18 protein-coding genes are annotated in these 21,433 nt (G+C 37.7%); 13 read left to right on the forward strand and 5 right to left on the reverse strand.

From position 1 onward, the window contains the following. Positions 1–3: 3 nt before the first annotated feature. Positions 4–1,623 carry a phosphoenolpyruvate carboxykinase (ATP) gene (gene pckA, locus ACLJX0_RS04260; protein WP_410878750.1) on the forward strand — a complete coding sequence of 540 codons (1,620 nt, stop codon included), beginning with the start codon at positions 4–6 and terminating at the stop codon, positions 1,621–1,623. A 33-nt stretch (positions 1,624–1,656) separates the two neighbouring features. On the opposite strand, the gene ACLJX0_RS04265 is transcribed toward pckA, so the two are convergent. Both ACLJX0_RS04265 and ACLJX0_RS04270 read right to left on the reverse strand, forming a co-directional pair. After that, positions 1,657–2,400 carry a uroporphyrinogen-III synthase gene (locus ACLJX0_RS04265; RefSeq protein ID WP_410878752.1) on the reverse strand — a complete coding sequence of 248 codons (744 nt, stop codon included), beginning with the start codon at positions 2,398–2,400 and terminating at the stop codon, positions 1,657–1,659. A gap of 14 nt (positions 2,401–2,414) precedes the next feature. Continuing rightward, positions 2,415–3,086 (reverse strand): DUF4271 domain-containing protein, encoded by a 672-nt coding sequence (locus ACLJX0_RS04270; protein WP_410878754.1) that lies wholly within the window; start codon positions 3,084–3,086, stop codon positions 2,415–2,417. A gap of 103 nt (positions 3,087–3,189) precedes the next feature. On the opposite strand from ACLJX0_RS04270, the gene ACLJX0_RS04275 reads away from it, so the two are divergent. Genes ACLJX0_RS04275 through ACLJX0_RS04285 form a run of 3 tightly spaced genes read left to right on the forward strand, consistent with a single transcriptional unit; the run spans position 3,190 to position 5,799 of the window. Next, positions 3,190–3,909, forward strand: coding sequence for a polyprenol monophosphomannose synthase (locus ACLJX0_RS04275; RefSeq protein WP_410878756.1), 720 nt, complete (start codon positions 3,190–3,192; stop codon positions 3,907–3,909). After that, positions 3,909–5,246, forward strand: coding sequence for a dihydroorotase (locus ACLJX0_RS04280; protein ID WP_410878758.1), 1,338 nt, complete (start codon positions 3,909–3,911; stop codon positions 5,244–5,246). Before ACLJX0_RS04275 ends, ACLJX0_RS04280 begins: the two co-directional genes overlap by 1 nt. A gap of 10 nt (positions 5,247–5,256) precedes the next feature. Then, complete coding sequence (locus ACLJX0_RS04285; RefSeq protein ID WP_410878760.1) at positions 5,257–5,799, forward strand: DUF4296 domain-containing protein; 543 nt, start codon at positions 5,257–5,259, stop codon at positions 5,797–5,799. Positions 5,800–5,801: 2 nt separating this feature from the next. On the opposite strand, the gene ACLJX0_RS04290 is transcribed toward ACLJX0_RS04285, so the two are convergent. Further along, entirely contained in the window at positions 5,802–6,800 is a 999-nt protein-coding gene (locus ACLJX0_RS04290; RefSeq protein ID WP_410878762.1) for an NAD-dependent epimerase/dehydratase family protein, read from the reverse strand. A 182-nt stretch (positions 6,801–6,982) separates the two neighbouring features. Here ACLJX0_RS04290 and tyrS point away from each other — a divergent pair, with 182 nt between their 5' ends. From tyrS to ACLJX0_RS04310, 4 genes are all read left to right on the forward strand, one after another. Next, positions 6,983–8,275, forward strand: coding sequence for a tyrosine--tRNA ligase (tyrS, locus tag ACLJX0_RS04295; protein WP_410878764.1), 1,293 nt, complete (start codon positions 6,983–6,985; stop codon positions 8,273–8,275). 418 nt (positions 8,276–8,693) lie between these two features. After that, positions 8,694–11,789, forward strand: coding sequence for a SusC/RagA family TonB-linked outer membrane protein (locus ACLJX0_RS04300; RefSeq protein WP_410878766.1), 3,096 nt, complete (start codon positions 8,694–8,696; stop codon positions 11,787–11,789). Between the two features lie 4 nt (positions 11,790–11,793). Then, positions 11,794–13,311, forward strand: coding sequence for a RagB/SusD family nutrient uptake outer membrane protein (locus ACLJX0_RS04305; RefSeq protein ID WP_410878768.1), 1,518 nt, complete (start codon positions 11,794–11,796; stop codon positions 13,309–13,311). 126 nt (positions 13,312–13,437) lie between these two features. Beyond that, the gene (locus ACLJX0_RS04310) at positions 13,438–14,097 is read left to right on the forward strand and encodes a response regulator transcription factor (protein ID WP_410878770.1); all 660 of its coding nucleotides are present in this window, start codon (positions 13,438–13,440) and stop codon (positions 14,095–14,097) included. 33 nt (positions 14,098–14,130) lie between these two features. Here ACLJX0_RS04310 and yihA read toward each other — a convergent pair whose 3' ends face one another. Both yihA and ACLJX0_RS04320 read right to left on the reverse strand, forming a co-directional pair. Then, the gene (yihA, locus tag ACLJX0_RS04315; RefSeq protein WP_410878772.1) at positions 14,131–14,751 is read right to left on the reverse strand and encodes a ribosome biogenesis GTP-binding protein YihA/YsxC; all 621 of its coding nucleotides are present in this window, start codon (positions 14,749–14,751) and stop codon (positions 14,131–14,133) included. Between the two features lie 4 nt (positions 14,752–14,755). Then, a complete protein-coding gene (locus ACLJX0_RS04320) occupies positions 14,756–15,520 on the reverse strand; it encodes an alpha/beta fold hydrolase (protein WP_410878774.1) in 765 nt (254 codons plus the stop codon). Between the two features lie 730 nt (positions 15,521–16,250). On the opposite strand from ACLJX0_RS04320, the gene mraZ reads away from it, so the two are divergent. The 5 genes from mraZ to ACLJX0_RS04345 are packed head-to-tail and all read left to right on the forward strand — an operon-like array spanning position 16,251 to position 21,423. Next, a complete protein-coding gene (gene mraZ, locus ACLJX0_RS04325; RefSeq protein WP_410878776.1) occupies positions 16,251–16,709 on the forward strand; it encodes a division/cell wall cluster transcriptional repressor MraZ in 459 nt (152 codons plus the stop codon). Beyond that, positions 16,702–17,613 (forward strand): 16S rRNA (cytosine(1402)-N(4))-methyltransferase RsmH, encoded by a 912-nt coding sequence (gene rsmH, locus ACLJX0_RS04330; RefSeq protein ID WP_410878778.1) that lies wholly within the window; start codon positions 16,702–16,704, stop codon positions 17,611–17,613. The genes mraZ and rsmH overlap by 8 nt, the downstream gene beginning before the upstream one ends. Next, on the forward strand, positions 17,610–17,969 hold the full coding sequence (locus ACLJX0_RS04335) for an FtsL-like putative cell division protein (protein ID WP_410878780.1): 360 nt from the start codon (positions 17,610–17,612) through the stop codon (positions 17,967–17,969). The genes rsmH and ACLJX0_RS04335 overlap by 4 nt, the downstream gene beginning before the upstream one ends. Then, entirely contained in the window at positions 17,960–19,972 is a 2,013-nt protein-coding gene (locus tag ACLJX0_RS04340) for a penicillin-binding protein (protein ID WP_410878782.1), read from the forward strand. The genes ACLJX0_RS04335 and ACLJX0_RS04340 overlap by 10 nt, the downstream gene beginning before the upstream one ends. Beyond that, the gene (locus ACLJX0_RS04345; protein WP_410878784.1) at positions 19,969–21,423 is read left to right on the forward strand and encodes a UDP-N-acetylmuramoyl-L-alanyl-D-glutamate--2,6-diaminopimelate ligase; all 1,455 of its coding nucleotides are present in this window, start codon (positions 19,969–19,971) and stop codon (positions 21,421–21,423) included. Before ACLJX0_RS04340 ends, ACLJX0_RS04345 begins: the two co-directional genes overlap by 4 nt. The last annotated feature ends 10 nt before the right edge of the window (positions 21,424–21,433 follow it).

Raw genomic sequence — 21,433 nt, forward strand, 5'->3', positions numbered from 1 at the left:
ATAATGAAAATGGCTAATACGCAATCAATTTCACTTGAAAAATATGGTATTAAAGATGTTGTAGAGATTGTATATAATCCTTCCTACGATCTTTTATATAATGAAGAAATTAAGTCTGACCTCCAGGGTTTTGAAAAAGGACAAGTAACTGAATTAGGAGCTGTAAATGTTATGACAGGTGAGTTCACTGGTCGTTCTCCAAAAGATAAATATATCGTAAAAGACGCAGTGACTGAGAATACAGTATGGTGGAACTCTCCAGAATCTCCAAACGATAACAAGCCGATTGACCAAAAAACGTGGGAAGCTTTAAAAGCGACTACTGCAAAGGAGTTGTCAGGAAAAAAACTGTATGTTGTTGACGCGTTCTGTGGTGCGAATGAAAATACGCGTTTGAAGGTGAGATTCATTGTGGAAGTAGCATGGCAAGCACATTTTGTGAAAAACATGTTCATCCGTCCTACAGAAGAGGAATTAGCAAACTTCGGTGAGCCTGATTTCGTAGTAATGAATGGTTCTAAAACTACATTTAAAGACTACAAAGCCTACGGATTAAATTCAGAAGTATACATTGCTTTCAACTTAACAGAGAAAATCCAAGTGATTGGAGGTACTTGGTACGGTGGAGAGATGAAAAAAGGGTTGTTCTCGATGATGAATTACTACTTGCCTTTACAGGGAATGGCTGCGATGCACTGTTCTGCAAATAAAGGTAAAGACGGGGATGTAGCTGTATTCTTCGGATTATCTGGAACAGGAAAAACAACCTTATCTACAGATCCAAAACGCGAGTTGATTGGTGATGATGAGCACGGATGGGATAATCAAGGGGTATTCAACTTTGAAGGAGGTTGTTATGCAAAAACAATCAACTTGAGCAAAGAAAACGAACCAGATATCTTTGGTGCAATCCGCAGAGATGCTTTGTTAGAAAACGTAACAGTAGATGCGAATGGAATTATCGATTTTAACGATGGTTCTGTAACACAAAATACACGTGTTTCTTACCCAATTGATCACATTGAAAATATTGTAAAACCGGTTTCTAAAGCAGGTCACGCAACAAAAGTAATCTTCTTAACGGCGGATGCTTTTGGAGTAATGCCTCCTGTTTCTAAATTGACACCGGAACAAACAAAATACTACTTCTTGTCTGGATTTACAGCTAAATTAGCAGGTACTGAAAGAGGAGTAACACAACCAGAACCTACGTTCTCGGCTTGTTTTGGTAAAGCTTTCTTGTCTTTACACCCAACAAAATACGGAGAGGAATTGGTGAAGAAAATGGAAGAGCACAACGCAACCGCTTATATGGTGAACACGGGGTGGAACGGAACTGGAAAACGTATCTCAATTAAAGATACACGCGCAATTATTGACAGAATCTTAGATGGTTCTATCGAGAAAGCAGAAACAACAATTGTTCCAATCTACAATTTCGCTGTACCAACAGCTTTAGAAGGTGTAGATACAAACATCTTAGATCCACGTAATACGTATGCAGATGCAAAAGAATGGGAAGACAAAGCGAAGAATTTAGCGGAGTTATTCATCCAAAACTTTACTTTGTACACAAACAATGACGCAGGAAAAGCTTTAGTTGAAGCAGGACCTCAATTATAAGATAAAAAAAGGCTTCCGAAAGGAAGCCTTTTTTTATTTATTTACTTTTTGAATGTACTTTTCAAGAGCCATAGTCATCGAAGGTGCTTCTGGTGAAGGCGCCATGATGTCTACGCGTAAATCGTGGTCTAAAGCTTCTTTTTGCGTGGTGGTACCAAATACGGCAATTCGAGTATTGTCCTGTGAAAAATCAGGAAAATTCATAAATAACGACTTGATTCCTGTTGGACTAAAGAAAGCTAAAACATCGTATTTTACATCGGCTAAGTCTGATAGGTCACTCATTACCGTTCTGTAAAAGGTTCCAGGTGTCCAATCTACTTTTAAATCCCCTAAAATAGTGGGTACTTCTGCATTTAATTGATCAGATGCTGAGAGTAAGAATTTCTCATCCTTGTATTTTTTAATCAAAGGCGCTAAGTCAGCAAAATCTTTCTGACCAACATAAATCTTTCTTTTGCGGTATACCACATATTTTTGTAAGTAAAAGGCAATTGCTTCAGATTGGCAGAAATATTTCAGTGTTTCAGGCACTTTATAGCGCATTTCTTCTGCAACGCGAAAGAAGTGGTCTACAGAGTTTCTACTCGTTAAAATAACCGCTGTAAAGTTGTTTAAATCGATTTTCTGTTGTCTTACGTCCTTAGCAGGTACACCTTCAACGTGTATAAAAGGCCTAAAGTCAATTTTTACTTTATACTTTTGTTCGATCTCAAAGTATGGAGAGTTTTCTACTTTAGGTTCTGGCTGAGAAACCAAAATTGTTTTCACTTTCATAGTTTAATTCTTATTTAGGCTCTAAAGTTTTTAAATGCAAAGTATATTATAAAATAAGGAGCTATTTCAAGGGTGCAAAGATACAAAATAAAATAGAACAACTTATTTAATATCGTTTTTCGATTGTTTTTTATAAATATAACGTATAAACTTAGATTTGTTAAGATTAACGTAATTCCAAGTACGCTAATCACGAGTTGATTGACTATATCATTGTAGAATAGAAGTAAATCAATTCCTAAGAGGTACATACCGATGTAATTTCGATAGGTCGCTTTTTGTAAATTAAAATAATCAACAAAATCTTCTATCTCAAAAGTAATGCCGATAATCTTGTCAAGTAAATATTTCGCAATAACAAAAAAACAGGTAAAATTGAGGATTTGTATGTAGGATAATAGGGTGTATTGTTCAATAAATCCAAAGGATTTTGCCGCAATTTGTAAAAAGAAAGTAATCGACAATAGTTGAATGGTCAAAAAGGATAGCGTAAAACTATTGCGCAGATTGGTGTTGTCTTTGTAAATTTTTAAATATTTATCGGATAAAACCAAACGCGTAAATTCTGCAAATCGAACGCTAAAGATTGTTCGATTGATGGCAATGATAGAGAAGCCCACAAAAAACAGTAGGGTGGCCCAATCTTTATTGGCAACAATGCGTTCAGTTAATAGTAGGTTATCCATATCAGATGCAAAATTAGCAAAAAAAAGTATTTGTGAGACTTTGTTAATTATTTAAGGGTTAACTTTCTATAAAAAGGTTATTTTTGTATCCAAAGCAAAAACGATGAATGCTGGACTAGTTATTATTCCTACCTACAATGAGATTGAAAATATCACGCAAATAATTGAGGCAGTACTTGGCTTACCCGAGGACTTTCATGTGCTTGTTGTAGATGATAATTCTCCTGATGGTACAGCTGAGGTGGTTGAGCGATTGCAAGAACAATATCCAACCCTTCACTTGCTTCAAAGAGAAGGTAAAAATGGATTAGGGACGGCTTATGTTGAGGGCTTCAGATGGGCTTTAGCACGCGATTATCCGTATATCTTTGAGATGGATGCTGATTTTTCACATAATCCGTTAGACTTGAGCCGATTGTTGGCTAGTTGTAAGGAAAAGAGCGGAATGGTCATCGGTTCGCGCTACGTTACAGGAGTAAATGTAGTGAACTGGCCGTTGAATCGGGTCCTGCTTTCTTATGGAGCTTCTATATATGTGCGTTGGATTACGGGGATGCCCATCAAAGATACTACTGCTGGTTTTGTCTGCTACGCTAAAGAGGTTTTAGAGCAAATCGATTTAGATAACATCCGATTTGTAGGTTATGCTTTTCAAATAGAAATGAAATATCGCGTCTTCGTAAAGCAATTTCCTATAACCGAAGTGCCTATTATTTTTACAGATCGTACGCGTGGTGAATCTAAAATGTCAAAAGGCATTATTAAAGAAGCTATTTTTGGTGTGATGAATCTGAAAATCAGAAAACTACTAAACAAACTATAATGAGCAATTACTTAATTAAAAACGGAAGCCTTGTTAACGAAGGTGTTGTGAAAAAAGGTGATATCCTGATTCAAGAAGGAAAAATTGCACGTATTGCAGATGCGATAGAGGCGACAGAAAATATACAAGTGATTGATGCAACAGGGAAATATGTAATCCCTGGCATGATTGATGACCAAGTGCATTTTCGCGAACCAGGGTTAACACACAAAGGAGATATTGCATCAGAGTCGAGAGCGGCAGTGGCTGGAGGAATTACTTCTTTCATTGAGCAGCCGAATACTGTACCCAATGCCGTTACCCAAGAATTGTTAGAACAAAAATATGAAATTGCCTCTTCTACATCCTATGCGAATTATTCGTTTATGATGGGAGGTACTAATGATAATTTAGAAGAATTGTTGTTGACCAATCCACGTAATGTGGCAGGAATTAAACTCTTTTTGGGATCTTCAACAGGAAATATGTTAGTGGATCGTCAAGATGTTTTAGAGAAAATTTTTTCGAGTACATCGATGTTGATTGCTGTTCACGCAGAGGATGAAGGAACAATTCAGGCCAACTTACAACAACATAAAGAACAATATGGTGAAGATATTCCCGTGGAATGTCATCCAATTATTCGAAGTGAAGAAGCGTGTTATATTTCTTCTTCTAAAGCCATAGAATTGGCAAAAAAGACAGGAGCTAGATTGCATGTGTTTCATGTATCTACAGGAAAAGAAACGGAATTATTCCGCAATGATATCCCATTAAAGGATAAAAAAATTACAGCCGAAGTTTGTGTCCATCATCTGTGGTTTACTGATCAAGATTACGCAACGAAAGGTAATTTTATCAAGTGGAATCCAGCAGTAAAGACGCTCGCAGATAGAGAAAAATTGTGGGAAGCCTTGTTGGATGACCGTATTGACGTTATTGCTACGGATCATGCTCCCCATACCAAAGAAGAAAAAGCAAAAGCATATACCCAAGCCCCTTCTGGAGGACCTTTGGTACAACACGCCTTAGTTTCTTTGTTTGAAGCGAAAAAACAGGGGCGTATTACGGTAGAGAAAATTGTAGAAAAAACAGCCCACAATCCTGCTATTTTATTCCAAATTGAAAAAAGAGGATTTTTAAAAGAAGGATATCATGCCGATATCGTGCTTATTGATCCGAATGCAAGTTGGGAAGTAAATCAGGAGAATATTTTGTACAAATGTGGTTGGTCTCCTTTTGAAGGGGAAACCTTTTCTTCAAAAGTAACCCATACCTTTGTCAATGGATGTTTGGTATATGAAAAGGATGAGGTGAAAGAAATGCGTTGTGGACAACGATTACTTTTTGAACGTTAGTAGTAAAAAAATGAAACACTTTATAGTATTTTTTTGTTTAGCCTTGTTATTGTTTTCTTGTCAAAAGGAAATTAGCAAACCGAATCCATTTATTGAGCAATCAAAAATGGAAGATATCTTGTATGATATGGCGCTATTGTATGGTATGCAAACGATCAATTCTTTTGCTTCAGACACCGTGAAAGCTGTTCAGGTAAAAGATATTTTTGAAAAGTACAGTATTGATAGCTTGACGTTTACGGAGAATAATCGCTATTATGTTATGCTGAAAAAAGGGGTGTATTTCGATATGCAAAACCATGTAATAGAGCGATTGAAAAAAGAAAAAGAACGTATCGATTCTCTTCGTCCAAATGAGTTAGAACTTACGCCTGTTAACGCTGTTATACCCGATACAATTTCTGAAAAGACTCCTATAAAAAAGGAAAGTGAAATGGAAAATCAAAAGACTATTGGAAATAAAAAAGAGAAGACAAGTCTAAGATCAGGTGAGAAAAAAACTCTGTTAAAAGCAATTAAGCTAAAGCATCAAGAACAAACAGTAGTGGAATGATTTCAGTTAAATCCTGTACTGCTATTGGGTAAGAATTCCTGGTAGGGAGAAAAAGTGAAGGAAAGTGTTTGCTTAATTTTAGAAGCATCATAAATAGAACAACTCAAAGAAGCTTTCGCGATCGCTCGTGTAAAGCTTCTTTTTTTTCGGGTTACGATTGAAACCAAAGCATCTAAGCGCCAAGCTATCGAAAGGCCTGTGCGTCCAATTTTAAAGCTTGCTGGTTTCTTGTGTAGTAAAGCAGCAATAAAATGTAAAAGTTCGCGATTTTCTAAGTTATCTGCTACGAGAATGTAGCGTTCATTTTTGTGTGCGCTACGCATGAGTTGATACATGCAATGCACCACATCTTCTACAGCAACAACAGCTGTGGTTCCAGTAGTGTAGAAAGGAAATCCTTGGTGTACCTTATAAAATAACTCACTACTGCCTTCGCGGTAAAAACCGCGTCCAAAAATAACTCCTGGATTGACAATAACAACATCGAGGCCTTCCTGGGTTCCGCGCCATACTTCCATTTCACCACCAAATTTACTTAAGGCGTAATCGCTGTGGTACAATTCTGGATTCCATTCCGTTTGTTCCGTAATGGGCGTAGTTGGATGTAAAGACTCTCCTAGCGCAGCAATCGAACTTACGTGACATAGTTTGGTAATTCGATGGGCAATACACATGTTAACCACATTTGCGGTGCCTTCAATATTGGTTTTACGCACTATTTTTTCATCCTTTGGATCAAAAGAAACGAAGGCTGCACAGTGATAGACATGCGTAATCCCGAAAAATGCTTCCTCTAAGGCAGGAACATCTAAAATATCTGCTTGCACCCACTGTATTGTTTCAAATAATGCTAGGACATCATAAAGTTCAAATACATGTTTAGTCTTAGCGATACTTTGTGTATTTCGATACATCGCACGTACATTTTCTTCTCCTTGTTGAAGAAGATGTAAAAGAAGATGGCTTCCCACTAAACCTGTTGCACCAGTGACTAGTATCATAATGAACAAATGTAAAGGTTATGTTTTAGAAAGTGAAAGAATTGAACTAAAACTTTGAAAGTAACGCCCGTATTTTCAGTGTATTGTTTTGAACAGTCTGAAAGCGATAAAAAGGAAGATATGGCAAAAAAAAGTTCAAATACCGTAAGGAATTGGACTATCTTTGCACAAAATATAATTAAATGAAAAATTTTATTGAAGAAGTGACTTGGAGAGGAATGCTCCACGACGTTATGCCAGGCACTGAAGAACATTTGTTGGAGCAGATGCGTGTGGCGTATGTGGGGATTGACCCAACAGCGGATTCATTGCATATTGGACATTTAGTAGGGGTAATGCTGTTAAAGCATTTTCAAATGGCAGGACACAAACCTATTGCATTAATAGGGGGAGCTACTGGTATGGTAGGGGATCCATCTGGAAAATCAAATGAACGCAACCTGTTGTCTGAAGAGACGCTACGCCATAATCAGCAGGCGATTCAATCTCAATTGGAGCGTTTCTTAGATTTTAATTCTGGTGCAGCAAATGCAGCCGAACTCGTAAATAACTATGATTGGATGAAAGAGTTCTCTTTCCTAGAATTTATTAGAACAGTAGGAAAGCACATTACGGTAAACTATATGATGGCCAAAGATTCAGTGAAAAAACGCCTGAACGGTGAATTCCAAGATGGAATGTCTTTTACTGAGTTTTGTTATCAATTGTTGCAAGGGTATGATTTCTTGCATTTATTTCAAGCAAAAAACGTAACCCTGCAAATGGGAGGTTCGGATCAATGGGGAAATATTACGACGGGAACGGAATTAATTCGCCGTACCATCAGTGAAAAAGCTTATGCACTAACCTGCCCGTTAATCACAAAAGCAGATGGAACAAAGTTTGGTAAATCGGAAGGTGGAAATATTTGGTTGTCTGCGGAATATACTTCTCCATACAAATTCTACCAGTACTGGGTGAACGTATCGGATGCAGATGCCGAAAAATATATTAAGATTTTTACGTTTATTGGACGAGAAGAAATAGAGTCTTTAGTAAAAGAACACCTAGAAGCACCGCATTTACGCGTTTTACAAAAGCGTTTGGCAGAAGAAGTGACGACTATGGTTCACGGAACTGACAATTTAGAAAATGCGATTAAAGCTTCGGGCATCTTATTTGGCAACTCGTCTTCGGATGATTTAAAACAACTCGATGCGAAAACGTTTTTAGAAGTGTTTGATGGGGTACCTCAAGCAGAAATTACCAAAGCAGATGTGGAAGCTGGTTTGCCTATCATTGATGCTTTAGCTGGTAAAAGTGGCTTTATGCCGTCTAACGGAGAAGCACGTCGTTCTTTACAAGCGAACTCCATTGCGGTAAACCGCGAAAAAGTAACGGAAGAGTATGTAATATCTTCCCAAGATTTAATTAATGATCAATTCATTCTCTTACAAAAAGGGAAAAAGAATTACTTTATTCTACATGTAAAGTAAGTAATATCAATAGAATAGTAATAAAAAAGGTTATCTCTACTTGTTGAGGTAACCTTTTTTAATTATAAATCTACCATATACGTGGTATTTACTCCTGTTATCAGAGCTACTATCTTTGCCTTATCAAAAAACAAATAATAGGTGCTTGTTGTTTCATTCACAATGAAAATCAATGCCTATACTTAAAAAGTAGTAGTATGCAGTCTATAGTTTTTTTATCGAAAACGACTTCCTTTCTTTATTCTAGTCAACGTGAAGTATCTTCTTCTGTGTCGATGAAGTGCTGCATGAACTTGTGTTGTTGCTAGCGCAACAACTCTCTTATCTCGGATGTCAGCTGTACATCCTTTCATTTTAATTCTATCACTTTTATTATTAATGTATTGCTAGAAATTTCTGGTAATCAAAGGAACGATTTATGCAAAAAATTTTACAAATTGTTTTTGTGCTGATGGGAGTTTATCAGCTACAAGCACAGGAATTTACACTTAAAGGAACAGTCTCTGATGTAGGGGGGAATTTACCTGGAGTAAGTGTAATCATCGTAGAGACAGGCAAGGGGGTTGCCACGGATTTCGATGGAAATTATGCCCTTAAAGTAGAGCCGAATCAAACCGTAGCGTTTTCTTTTATTGGATATACTACACAGAAAGTAAAAATTTCCAATCAAACAGAACTTAATATATATTTACAGGCAGAAGCCGAAAATTTAGAAGAAGTTGTTATTCAAGTGCCTTATGGTACAGCCAATAAAAAGACGTATACAGGATCAGTTGGATTAGTTAGCGCTAAAACGATTGGACAATCTCAAGTGAGTAATGTGTCCAGAGTTTTAGAAGGTTCGGTAGCAGGGGTTCAGTCTTTTGCAGCAAGTGGTCAACCCGGTTCGGAAGCGGAAATTCGCATCCGCGGAATTGGTTCCATTAATGCAGATAGTAAACCTTTATATGTAGTAGATGGAGTGCCTTATGAAGGGGGTCTATCTGCTATTGCTCCGACAGATATAGAATCTATTTCCGTGTTAAAAGATGCAACAGCAGCTACATTATACGGGTCTAGAGCAGCGAATGGGGTGATTATCATCACAACCAAAAAAGGATTGAAAAATCAAGAACCTCAAATCGAGATATCTGCTAAATACGGAACATCTAGTCGAGCACGAAGTGACTATAAAACCTTGGGAACGAACCAATACATGGAATTGTATTGGGAAGCGCTTCGCAACGGCCATATGGACAAAACAGGCGCAAGTTGGGATGCCGCAGGGCTACATGCAACAGAGAATTTAGTCAATGAGTTGGGAATTAACCCTTATGGACTTGACAATCCGCAACCGGTAGGGACAGACGGAAAATTACGCGCTGGTTTACAACCGTTGTGGAATGATAATTGGACGGATGCATTATCGCAATCGGCTAATTATACGGATATCAATGTACGTGTATCAGGAGGTGGAGCAAAATCGAGATATTATGTGTCTGGAGGGTTCTTAAATAACCAAGGGTATATCAAAGAATCAGGATTTAAGCGTTTTAATTTCCGTTCAAACCTTGTCGTTGATGCAAAAGATTGGTTGGAGTTAGGATTGAATGCTTCTGCTTCACATTCTATTCAAGATTATCCAAAACAGGATGATAGCGCTATTGGAAACGTCATCGGCTTTGGTCGTAATATGCCTTCGTTTTATCCCATTTATGAGCGAGACCTAACAACAGGAGCTTACCTATTAGATCCTGAAACAGGAAAGCGCATCTATGACTTTGGAACCTACAGAGCAAGTTCGTATGCGCGTCATAACTTAGTTGCAACCTTACCCTTAGATAAAGCAGAAAACAAATTTGATATCGCTACTGTACGTACCTATGCACAAGTGAAGTTTTTAGACAACTTGAAATGGAAAACATCAGTTAATATCGATTACAACAGTGAATATAAACACAATGTAACGAATCCAGAAATTGGGCCATCTAGTTCCACTGGAGGAGGAGTTAGTATGCGTAATACACGTACGGTAAGCATGACCTACAACAACGTGTTCAATTACGATTTAGACTTAGATGATAAGAATAGTCTGGCCTTCATGGCAGGACAAGAATATTACCACTTTAAATCAAACTATTTTGGTGGAGCAAGAGAGCAATTAGCAATGTTGGGCTATGAGCAGGCAGATGCTGCATCTCGATTAGTTGATTTTTACGGAAAGGCGGATGAGTATAAAATGTTGAGCTTCTTCGGAAATGCACAGTATTCATATGATAAGAAGTATTATGTATCAGCTTCGTATCGTGCAGATGGATCGTCTCGTTTTGCTAAAGCAAAACGCTGGGGTGGATTCTGGTCTCTAGGGGCTTCATGGAGAATTATTGATGAGGATTTTATGCAGCACTATCGCGATACGTGGTTGAATGAGTTGGTATTCCGTGCAAGTTATGGAGCGCAAGGAAATGATAAAGTAGGGTATTACGCCTATCAAGAGCTATACGATATCTACAACAACTTAGGAAATCCTGGTTTAGTTGCTTCTCGTTTAGAAACACCTGAATTGAGCTGGGAGTCAAACATGAACATGAATATCGGTTTTGACTTTGCAGTATTAGACAACCGTTTAAGTGGTACAGTAGAGTATTTTGAACGCTCCTCTAAAGATTTGTTGTTCAGTAAATCTATTGCTCCTTCTTTAGGTTTTACCTCGATTTTGGAAAATGTGGGGAAAATTAAAAACTACGGAGTTGAACTTTCACTAGAAGGATATCCTATTCGAACAGCCGATTGGCAATGGAAATTAGGATTGAATATTACCACGTATAAAAATAAAATTGTTTCGCTTCCTTCGGATGAAATGTTTTCTGGAACAAAAAGATGGGCGAAAGGCGGGTCGTTATATGACTTTTATTTACAAGAATGGGCAGGGCCTAATCCAGAAACAGGAAGACCACAATGGTATGGTACAGATGCCAATGGAAATCGTTATATCACCGAAAATTATGGTGATTTAGATGATAATGATAAAGTGAAGGTTGGAAATTCTTTACCTAAGTTTTCAGGAGGCTTCCTAACAGATTTGACGTATAAAAATTGGCAAGTAATCGCTAATTTCTCTTACAATATTGGAGGTAAGATTTACAATGGTGATAAAACGAGTTTAATGAGTAATGATCCAGGAGGAGGAACATGGAGTGCGGATATGTTGGATCGTTGGACGCCTGAAAATCCAAATGCAAATGTAGGTCGATTGACTACGGCCGATGCTGGAAGGTGGACGTATTCTTCAGATCGTTTCTTAGTTGATCGTTCGTTCTTGAAATTAAAAACGCTCTCTCTGGCGTATAATTTCCCACAAGAATGGTTAGATAAAGTCAATATTGGACAGGCCTCATTATACTTACAAGCCGAGAATTTATTTACGTGGACCAAACAACAAGGATTAGATCCAGAACAAAATTTCGATGGTACGACCTACTATCGTTATCCCGCAATGAAAACCATTTCAGTGGGGTTAAATCTAAAATTATAAACACATGAAAAGATATATTACATATACTAAAGTTTTTGTTTTACTATTTGCTTTAGGATTGACTTCTTGTGAATTAGATACGTCACCAACGGACGCAATCGAAAAAAAGGAAGTGTTTAAAACAGTATCAGGTAGTGAAAAGGTATTAAACGGAAGTTGGGGACAATTGATGGAAACGTTTTATACGTATGCAAATCCTGGATTTGGTTCTTTTTTACGCACTAGCGATGCCATGGGAAATGATGTGGTTTACCAGACGAATAAGTACGGATTTGGTTCACACTATCAATTCAACGCTTTGTATGGAAAAGGGGGAACAAATACGCACAGTTGGAGTTTGACCTATAAGACTATTAATAATATGAATAATATTTTGGCTTATATTGATGATTCGCAAGGGGATGCAGGAGATCGTAGAAGAATTAAAGGACAAGCGTATGCGTTAAGAGGATTTATGTATTTACATTTGGCCTCTTCGTATGCTTTTGCCATCGATAAGGATCCTAATGCTTTAACAGCTCCAATTTATGTACAACCAACAACTGCTAATTCCCAACCAGGTAAACGAGCTACCGTAACGGAACTCTATAATCAAGCCTTGAAAGATTTGGAAGAAGCCTTAGTGCTAATTCCTGAAGGATATGCACGTGATCAAAAGTTTCAAATTGATTATAATGTGGTATTGGGATTGTTGTCTAGAGGAAATTTATATGCGAGAAATTGGGAAAAAGCAAAAGAGTATTCGGATCGTCTCTTAGCTAAAAATGACTATTTAATGAATGAAGCTGAATATAAGGCAGGGTTTAATGATGCTAATAATCGCGAATGGATTTGGGGGCATCTACAAACCCCTGATCAAAGTGATGCATCCTATCAGTTCCACTTTTTAGATGTAACATCCAAAGATAGTTATTACTATAGCTTTAACGCAGATCCTTATTTCAAAGATCTATTTGACGAAGGAGATTACAGAAAATCCATGATCAATTGGGCGCCAGATCCAAGTGCTGATATTGAGAAAACAGGCGTGGTTTGGATGCGTTATGGTAAGTTCAAATTCAAAGCAGGTCAGATTGCTGATATTGTGTTGATGCGTACTTCAGAAATTTATCTAATTAACGCAGAAGCGAAAGCGCGTTTGAATAACGGAGATGCTATCAATAAATTAAATGAAGTAAAACGCGCGCGAAATGCAACCTTAGCTACTAATTTGTCTGGAAATGAATTACTAGAAGCAATCTGGATTGAAAGAAGAAAAGAATTGTTTGGTGAAGGGTTTAGCTTAGTGGACATCGTTAGAAATCAAAAAGCCGTGGTTCGTAAAAAATACGAACACGATAAAATAGAATATTCCTATGTGGTAAAAGATGAAGAAGGAAGGGAAATAACGAAAACAAAACTAATGACAGCAAATGGTCATTATGCGTTGAACTTTCCTGATAAAAGTCCATTTGTAGCGAATAGTCCGTACTATTTGTATCAAATACCCAATGTGGAAGTAAGAGAGAATCCTAACCTATAAGAGTGAGTGGTTCATTAGTTGTTTATTTTATTCAATCAGTAATGGTGGGAAAGGCTGTCTAATCGACAGCCTTTTGCTGTTTATAGCTCACATTATTTCATTAATTTTGTAGAAGAAAGAGAAGCTATGGTGCATATTGCTATTTTAGAAGAAAAAGAATTGGTTCGTTTGGGAATTAAAACCATAGCAGAACAGATTTGCCAAGAAGAAATTGTTTGGTACAATCTGCAAAGCGTACAAGATATCCGCTTGTTCTTGAAAAAGAACAGCTCGGGTTGTGTGTTCTTTAATCCAACAGCGTATCAATTGTTGCAACAGGTAGAAGTGCTTTACGAGTTGAAAACAACGTATGAGCGCAGTACATGGGTGATGTGGTTAGAAGAATTGCCTGAAGTGTGGTTGAAAAAAATACTGCACATGAAATCAATCAACGGATTTAATATGTTGCAGCAAAAGGATTCCTTGCAAGAAATTCAAAGCGGGTTGACTGCTATTTGGCGCAAAGAAAATTACATTGCTGCCTGTGTACAGGAGGTGTTTAATTCATATAAAACAACTGCTTTTAAAGTGGATCAAGTATTGACCAATGCGGAACGAGAGATCTTAAAAGAAATTGCAACGGGTAAAATGACCAAAGAAATTGCGGCAGATCGAAATATCAGTATTCATACGGTGATTACCCATCGAAAGAATATCTTTAAGAAACTCGAAGTGAATAGTGTACACGACGCAACACGATACGCAATACGAGCAGGTATCATTACAGTAAACGACTACTATATTTAGAAATAAAAAAAACTGCCTTGGCAGTTTTTTGTTTTATATCGGTAATGGATTTTTGAAGATGTCTTGATTGATTTCATCTATATAAGCCAGTACTTCATCTCGTCCTGTTTTATCCTCTGAAGAAGTGACAAAATAAGGAGGCATCTCTTCCCAAACCCCACTTAATAACTGCTTCTGGTAATCCGCAACTAATTGGTGTATTTTGGTTTTACCTACCTTATCTGCTTTGGTAAATATAATAGCAAAAGGAATACCAGTTTCACCTAAATATTCCATGAATTCCAAATCAATTTTTTGCGCTTCGTGTCTTATGTCGATTAAAACAAAGGCAGAAACCAATTGTTGGCGTTTTTCAAAATATTCCGTAATGAATTTTTGGAACACGCTTTTTGTCTTTTTCGATACTTTCGCGTAACCATAACCAGGTAAATCGACTAAAAACCAATTCGAATTAATTTTGAAGTGGTTAATCAATTGCGTTTTTCCTGGTCTAGAGGAGGTTTTTGCTAAATTTTTAGAATTGGTAAGCATGTTGATTAGAGAAGATTTTCCAACATTGGATCTCCCGATAAAGGCATACTCTGGTAAAGGCTCATTAGGGCATTTACTTACTTCAGAATTGCTCATTACAAATGCTGCGGTATTTACTTTCATTGTTTTATATGTTGCGTTCGTTGAACCATTTATTCAACAGCTCATTGAATTCATCTGGGTGTTCCATCATAGCGGCATGTCCACATTTATCAATCCAATATAAATTGGAATCAGGAAGCAGTTCGTGAAATTCTACAGCAACTTCTGGTGGAGTTACTTTGTCATTTCTTCCCCAAATTAAACAAGTAGGAACATTTATTTTAGGTAAGTCCTTGGACATATTGTGTCGAATGGCACTTTTTGCAATGGTCAAGGTCTTGATTAATTTCATGCGATCGTTGACGGTAGCAAAAACATCATCTACAATTTCTTTTGTGGCTACCACAGGATCATAAAATACGTCCTCTGCTTTTTTTCTGATGTACTCGTAATCCCCACGCTTTGGGTAACTATCTCCCATAGCGCTTTCGTATAGTCCCGAACTTCCAGTCAGCACCATGGCTTTTAAATATTGAGGATACATCTTGGCAAAATACAACGCAATATGACCACCCAATGAGTTGCCCAATAAAATAACATCTTTATAACCAATGCGCTCAATAAAGTCTTTGACAAACTTGGCAAAGGCTTTGACATTTGTTTTTAAAATGCTATTGGTATATAAAGGCAGTTCAGGAATAACAACTTTGTAGCCTTTTTGAGGAAAGTAATTAGCAACTCCATCGAAGTTACTGAGTCCTCCCATTAATCCATGTAAGATGATAATTGGTGTTCCTTCACCAACTTCCACATATCGGAATTTACCGTCTTCTTTTAAAGTTCGCTCCATTAGCTCTTACTTGCGATTTTTAAATTCTTACAAATATACATTTTTAATAGAGACAAATATTGTAATAAAAGGATAAAATACAGGGAGAGGTGAAAAAGAAAAAACGCAAGGGCTGGTACGCAAGGTGATTTTGGGTTTTTCTAAGGGGAAAAGAAGCCTGTTTATCGGAGATTAATGCAAGAATAAGGCGGAAGAAAAGACAAAAAGTACGACTGTTTTTTATTTTTTTCTTTGGCTGTGTCGAGGTGTGAAATCAAAAAAATAAACAGACAAGGATTGGCAGGATGAAGATAAGATAGAAGAATAAAATAAGAAGAATCAATCGAATTATAAAACGGAGGAAAAGACATTTTTTGGTGGAAAATAAGTGGTGAAAAATAGCGTAAATAGTTTGATGATTTTAGAGAAAAATACCAATTCTAGTGTGAAAAAGGCTTGGTATTTTTCGTAATTAAAATGAATTTTAAATAGGTTTAAAAAGTGTTTTGCGTTAAAAGAGTAACAATAAATTAAAGTGCAAACGTGGGAGGTAAAACAAGGAATCGTGTAGTTATAAGTAAGTTCAAATCAAGGAGTTTGATTGAAAAAGGGCTAAGTATAAGCAATTAAATTGGCTATTGAAGTCAGTAAATACGCTATTTTTGGAAAACTTATTAACAAAGTGGGTAAAAGTGGGTAAAAGTGGTAAAAAAATAATTACATTTGCTAAGTATATATATATAAACACATTTTGACGTCAATTATCGGTACATACGAGTGTAAGGTCGATACCAAAGGAAGGGTATTGGTTCCTGCTTCTTTGAAGAAGCAGTTACCTGCTATGGCTGATGGTTTCGTGCTGAAAAGATCGGTGTTTGAGACGTGTTTAGAATTGTGGCCAATGGCGGAGTGGGAGAAGATGATGGTGAAAATCAATAAATTGAATCCGTTCGATAAAAAAGTAGATATGTTTATTCGCGCCTTCATGGCCGGAGTTAAACTAGTAGATATTGATGATGCAGGTCGTTTGCTAATTGCAAAGGATCTGTTGCAGTTTGGAAGTATTACGAAAGAAATTGTAATGGCTTCGAAGGTAAATATCGTGGAGATATGGGATAAAGACCTGTATGAGGCTACATTAGAACCGGAAGATTTTGATTTTGGTGCCTTAGCGCAAGAAGTAATGAGTAATATTAGTTTTGATGAGTAAAGATTTATACGCCTATCACAGACCTGTTTTGTTGACAGAGACAGTGGATGGATTGAATATCCGTCCCGATGGTGTTTATGTGGATGTGACATTTGGTGGTGGGGGGCACTCAAGAGAGATTTTGAGTCGCCTAGGTGAAAATGGAAAGTTATATGCCTTTGATCAAGATGATGACGCAGTGAAAAATGCTATTGATGATCCTCGATTTGTCTTAATCAATCAAAATTTCAGATATCTAAAACGCTATTTGAGATTTTATGGTGTACGTGAAGTGGACGGAATCTTAGGCGATTTAGGGGTTTCTTCTCATCAATTTGATGTGGCAGAACGTGGCTTTTCTACGCGTTTTGATGGTGAACTTGATATGCGAATGAACCAAAATGGAGAGCTGTCAGCCTATCATGTGGTGAATGATTATGAAGAAAAAGATCTGAGATATGTGCTAAGTGTGTATGGAGAGTTGAAAAACGCTGGGGCAATGGCACATACCATTGTCAAAGCAAGAGAAAATGAAGAGATTAAGAATACCGATCAACTCAAGCAAGTGTTAGCTCGCTTTTTGCCTGCGCATAAAAGTGCGAAAATATTAGCGCAAGTGTACCAAGCAATTCGCATTGAAGTGAACCAAGAAATTGAAGTACTGAAAGAATTACTGGAACAAAGTGTGGAGGTATTGAAACCAGAAGGTCGATTGAGTGTGATTTCGTATCATTCGCTAGAAGATCGTTTAGTTAAGCGCTTTATGAAAAATGGAATGTTTGAAGGAGAACCAGAGCGCGACATGTTTGGAAGATTTGAAGTTCCACTGAAACAATTGGGGAAACTCATTGTGCCAACGGACGAAGAAATAGCAGTAAATAACAGAGCTCGATCAGCGAAGTTGAGAATTGCAGAGAAAAAATGAAAAAAACAATAGCAAGTCCAGTAGATGTAATAAAAGCAAAAATTCTCGTTAATGAGAATTCCGCAAAAACGTGGGCCTTTATTATATATGTGATTGTGTTAGGAATGATACTAATTGGAAACACCCAACGATACGAATCGAAAGTGTTTAAAATTGGAAAATTAACTCATGAGGTAAAAATGCTTCGTGCTGAGTTTGTCGCAACGCGATCGGAGCTGATGGAGCTGAAGATGGAGTCGACTATAACTCGAAAATTAGAAGAAGAAGGAATATACCCTTCCGAAACACCGCCACAAAAGATTAAGGTGTTGACAGAAGGAAAAAATAAAACATTTTGGAATAAGCTATGGCCCTAGGGAACAAAAATATTTACATCAATATTTATGTCGTCACTGCGATAGTATTGTTGCTTGCAGGAGGGGTAATTTATCGGTTGCTATTAATTCAAGGAGTAGAAGGAAGTGAGCTTCGCCAAAAAGCAAGAAGCGAAAACCGCGTGAAAGAGGAAATAATAGAAGCTAATAGAGGAAATGTTTATTCTGCTGATGGAAGCTTATTAGCCACATCAGTGCCGGTCTTTGAAATACGTTTTGACGGGGTTGCACCCAAACAGGAAAACTTTGAAAAAGAAGTGAAACCATTGGCTGATTCGCTAGCGGTGATGTTCCATAAACCAAGCTCATACTATGAAAATATGTTGAGAAAGGGCCGAGCATCGAAAAGTCGCTATATTCTCATTGCTCGAAATTTGAGCTATGTGGAGTATGTGCGAATCAAAAATTTTCCACTCTTTAAAAGAGGAGGAAATGGCGGAGGATTTATTTCTTCTCAAAAAACGGTTCGCCAACATCCGATTGGACGAATTGCCAAGCGTACCATTGGGTATGAACGAAAAAATGAAGATGGCACATTCGGACGAGTGGGAATTGAAGGGGCTTTTACGGATTACCTCAGTGGGTTTGACGGCAAGCGCAAGATGCAAAGTTTAGCCAAAAACCAATGGAAGCCGATTAATGACGAGAATGAAATTGAACCCATTGATGGAAAAGATATTATCTCAACCATTGATGTATATATTCAAGATATTGCCCATCATGCCTTGTTACAATCGCTAGAGAAATACAGTGCCGATCACGGTTGTGTAATTGTAATGGAAACCAAAACAGGAGCCATTCGCGCGATTTCAAATCTAGGTCGTGATGAGAAAACAGGGGGGTACTATGAAACTGTAAACTATGCCGTAGGTGAAAAACATGAACCAGGCTCTACGTTTAAATTAGCTTCACTTTTAGCCTTGTTAGAAAAGAAGCAAATTGATACGGCTCGTATTTACGATACAAATGAAGGAATGGTTCGTTTTTACAATGCAAGAGTACGCGATTCGAAACGCGGAGGATACGGCAAGATTTCACTAGCAAGAGGGATAGAGGTTTCATCAAATACTGTAATTACACAAGCGGTAGATGAAGCATTTAAAAACGATCCTAAAGTGTTTACCGATTATTTGAGCACATTGTGGATGGATAAACCGCTGGGATTAAAAATTAAAGGAGAAGCGACACCTTATATTCCAAAACCGGGACAAAAAGGATGGAGTGGTTTGGCTTTGCCTTGGATGGCTTTTGGTTATGGATTATCAGTAACGCCTTTGCAAACCTTGACCTTATATAATGCAGTAGCAAATGATGGAGAAATGGTGAAGCCTTATTTTGTATCGGAAATCAAAGAATTTGACCAAACGATACAGAAGTTTGATAAAGTGGTGTTGAACCCGCAAATAGCCTCACCAGATGTGATTCATCAAGCAAGAGCAATTTTGGAAAATACGGTAAAAAAGGGAACGGGTCGAAAACTGTACTCACCGAATTTTTCAATGGCAGGAAAAACGGGAACCGCCCAGGTAAATTATGGCAAAGGAAAAGGATATGGTTCGGATATGTACTATTCGTCTTCTTTTGCAGGATATTTTCCAGCAGATGCCCCAAAATATTCGTGTATCGTCGTGATTCACAAACCCGATCGATCCAAGAGTTATTATGGAGCAGATGTAGCAGGGCCAGTGTTTAAACGCATTGCGCAGAAGATTTACACAGATGTGCCAACGACCAAAGAAATGCGCGACTCCGATGAGGTGCCTTCGAGTATTGAAGAGAGCTATCAATCGTTCTTGGTACAAAATCAAGTAGGAGAGACCTTGATGCCTGATGTTAGAGGAATGCAAGTCATGGATGCTTTGCCTTTGTTGGAAAACATGGGACTCAAAGTTCAAGTCAAAGGCGTAGGAAAAGTCAAAACGCAGTCCATCATAGCCGGACAAAAAATAGATAAAAATCAAAAAGTAGTTTTAGAACTATCGTGAAAAAGATAAAAGACATATTATACAAAGTAGAGATACAGTCTATTGTTGGATCAACAGATGCAACAATAGACCATTTGACTTTTGACTCCCGTCAAGTAGCACTCAATACGCTATTTATTGCTATCGTTGGCGAAGTAATGGATGGACATGCGTATATCGAGCAAGCGATTGAAAAGGGAGCAACGGCTATCGTATGTCAAGTTTTACCCGCTGTTTTAGTGGAAGGTATTGTGTATATAGTTGTCGAAGACAGTAACAGGGCTTTAGCAGTGATAGCCGCTAATTTCTACGATAATCCATCACGTAACTTGAAGTTAGTGGGGGTAACGGGAACCAATGGAAAAACAACCATTGCGACCTTGTTGTACAAGATGTTCACGAGCTTAGGTTATAAGGTAGGGTTGTTGTCAACCGTAAATATTCGCATTGGTGAAACAGTTTATGATACCTCACATACTACACCTGATTCCATTACCATTAATGCGTATTTGAATCAAATGGCAGAAGAGGGGTGTGAATTTTGTTTTATGGAGGTAAGTTCGCATGGAGTGGTACAACATCGTACGTTCGGTCTTTATTTTGAAGGTGGGATTTTTACGAATTTAACCCATGACCATTTGGACTACCACAAGACTTTTGCTGCTTATCGCGATGCAAAAAAAATGTTCTTTGATCAGTTGGGAAAAACAAGCTTTGCCTTGACTAATTCGGATGATAAGAACGGAGCGATTATGGTGCAAAACACCAAAGCTAAAGTTCGAACGTATGCCTTGAAAAATATGGCTGATTATAAGGGACAAATTTTAGAAAGTCAATTCTCGGGTATGTTGATGAAAATCAATCAACAGGAATTGTGGGTACAGCTAATCGGTGCGTTCAATGCCTCGAATTTATTGGCGGTATTTGGTGCAACAGTAGCCTTAGGTGTTCCACAAGAAGAAGCGTTGGTACACTTGAGTAAATTGACGAGTGTAGAAGGTCGTTTTGAATATATCGTTTCCCCTAACCAGGTAACGGCGATTGTCGATTATGCACATACGCCTGATGCGTTGGCCAATGTAATTGCAACGATTAACAGTATACGCACCAACAACGAACAGTTAATTACTGTTGTAGGGTGTGGCGGAAATAGAGATAAAACCAAACGCCCAGAGATGGGGAAAATAGCGTCTGAGTTGAGTAATAAAGTCATCTTTACCTCAGATAACCCTCGATTTGAGGAACCTGCAGCCATATTGGAAGATATAGAAGCAGGGGTTGAACCACAAAATAAAATGAAAACTATTGTGGTAGAAGACCGAAAACAGGCGATTAAGTTAGCTTGTCAACAAGCCAATGCAGGTGATATTATATTAATTGCTGGTAAAGGGCATGAAACGTATCAAGAGATCAAAGGGGTAAGAAGTCATTTTAGTGACTTAGAAATAGTAAAGGAGTTTTTAGCACGATAGAAAAGGAAAA

The organism is Myroides sp. DW712 (assembly GCF_046557355.1).
In the GTDB taxonomy this organism is placed as follows: Bacteria; Bacteroidota; Bacteroidia; order Flavobacteriales; family Flavobacteriaceae; genus Flavobacterium.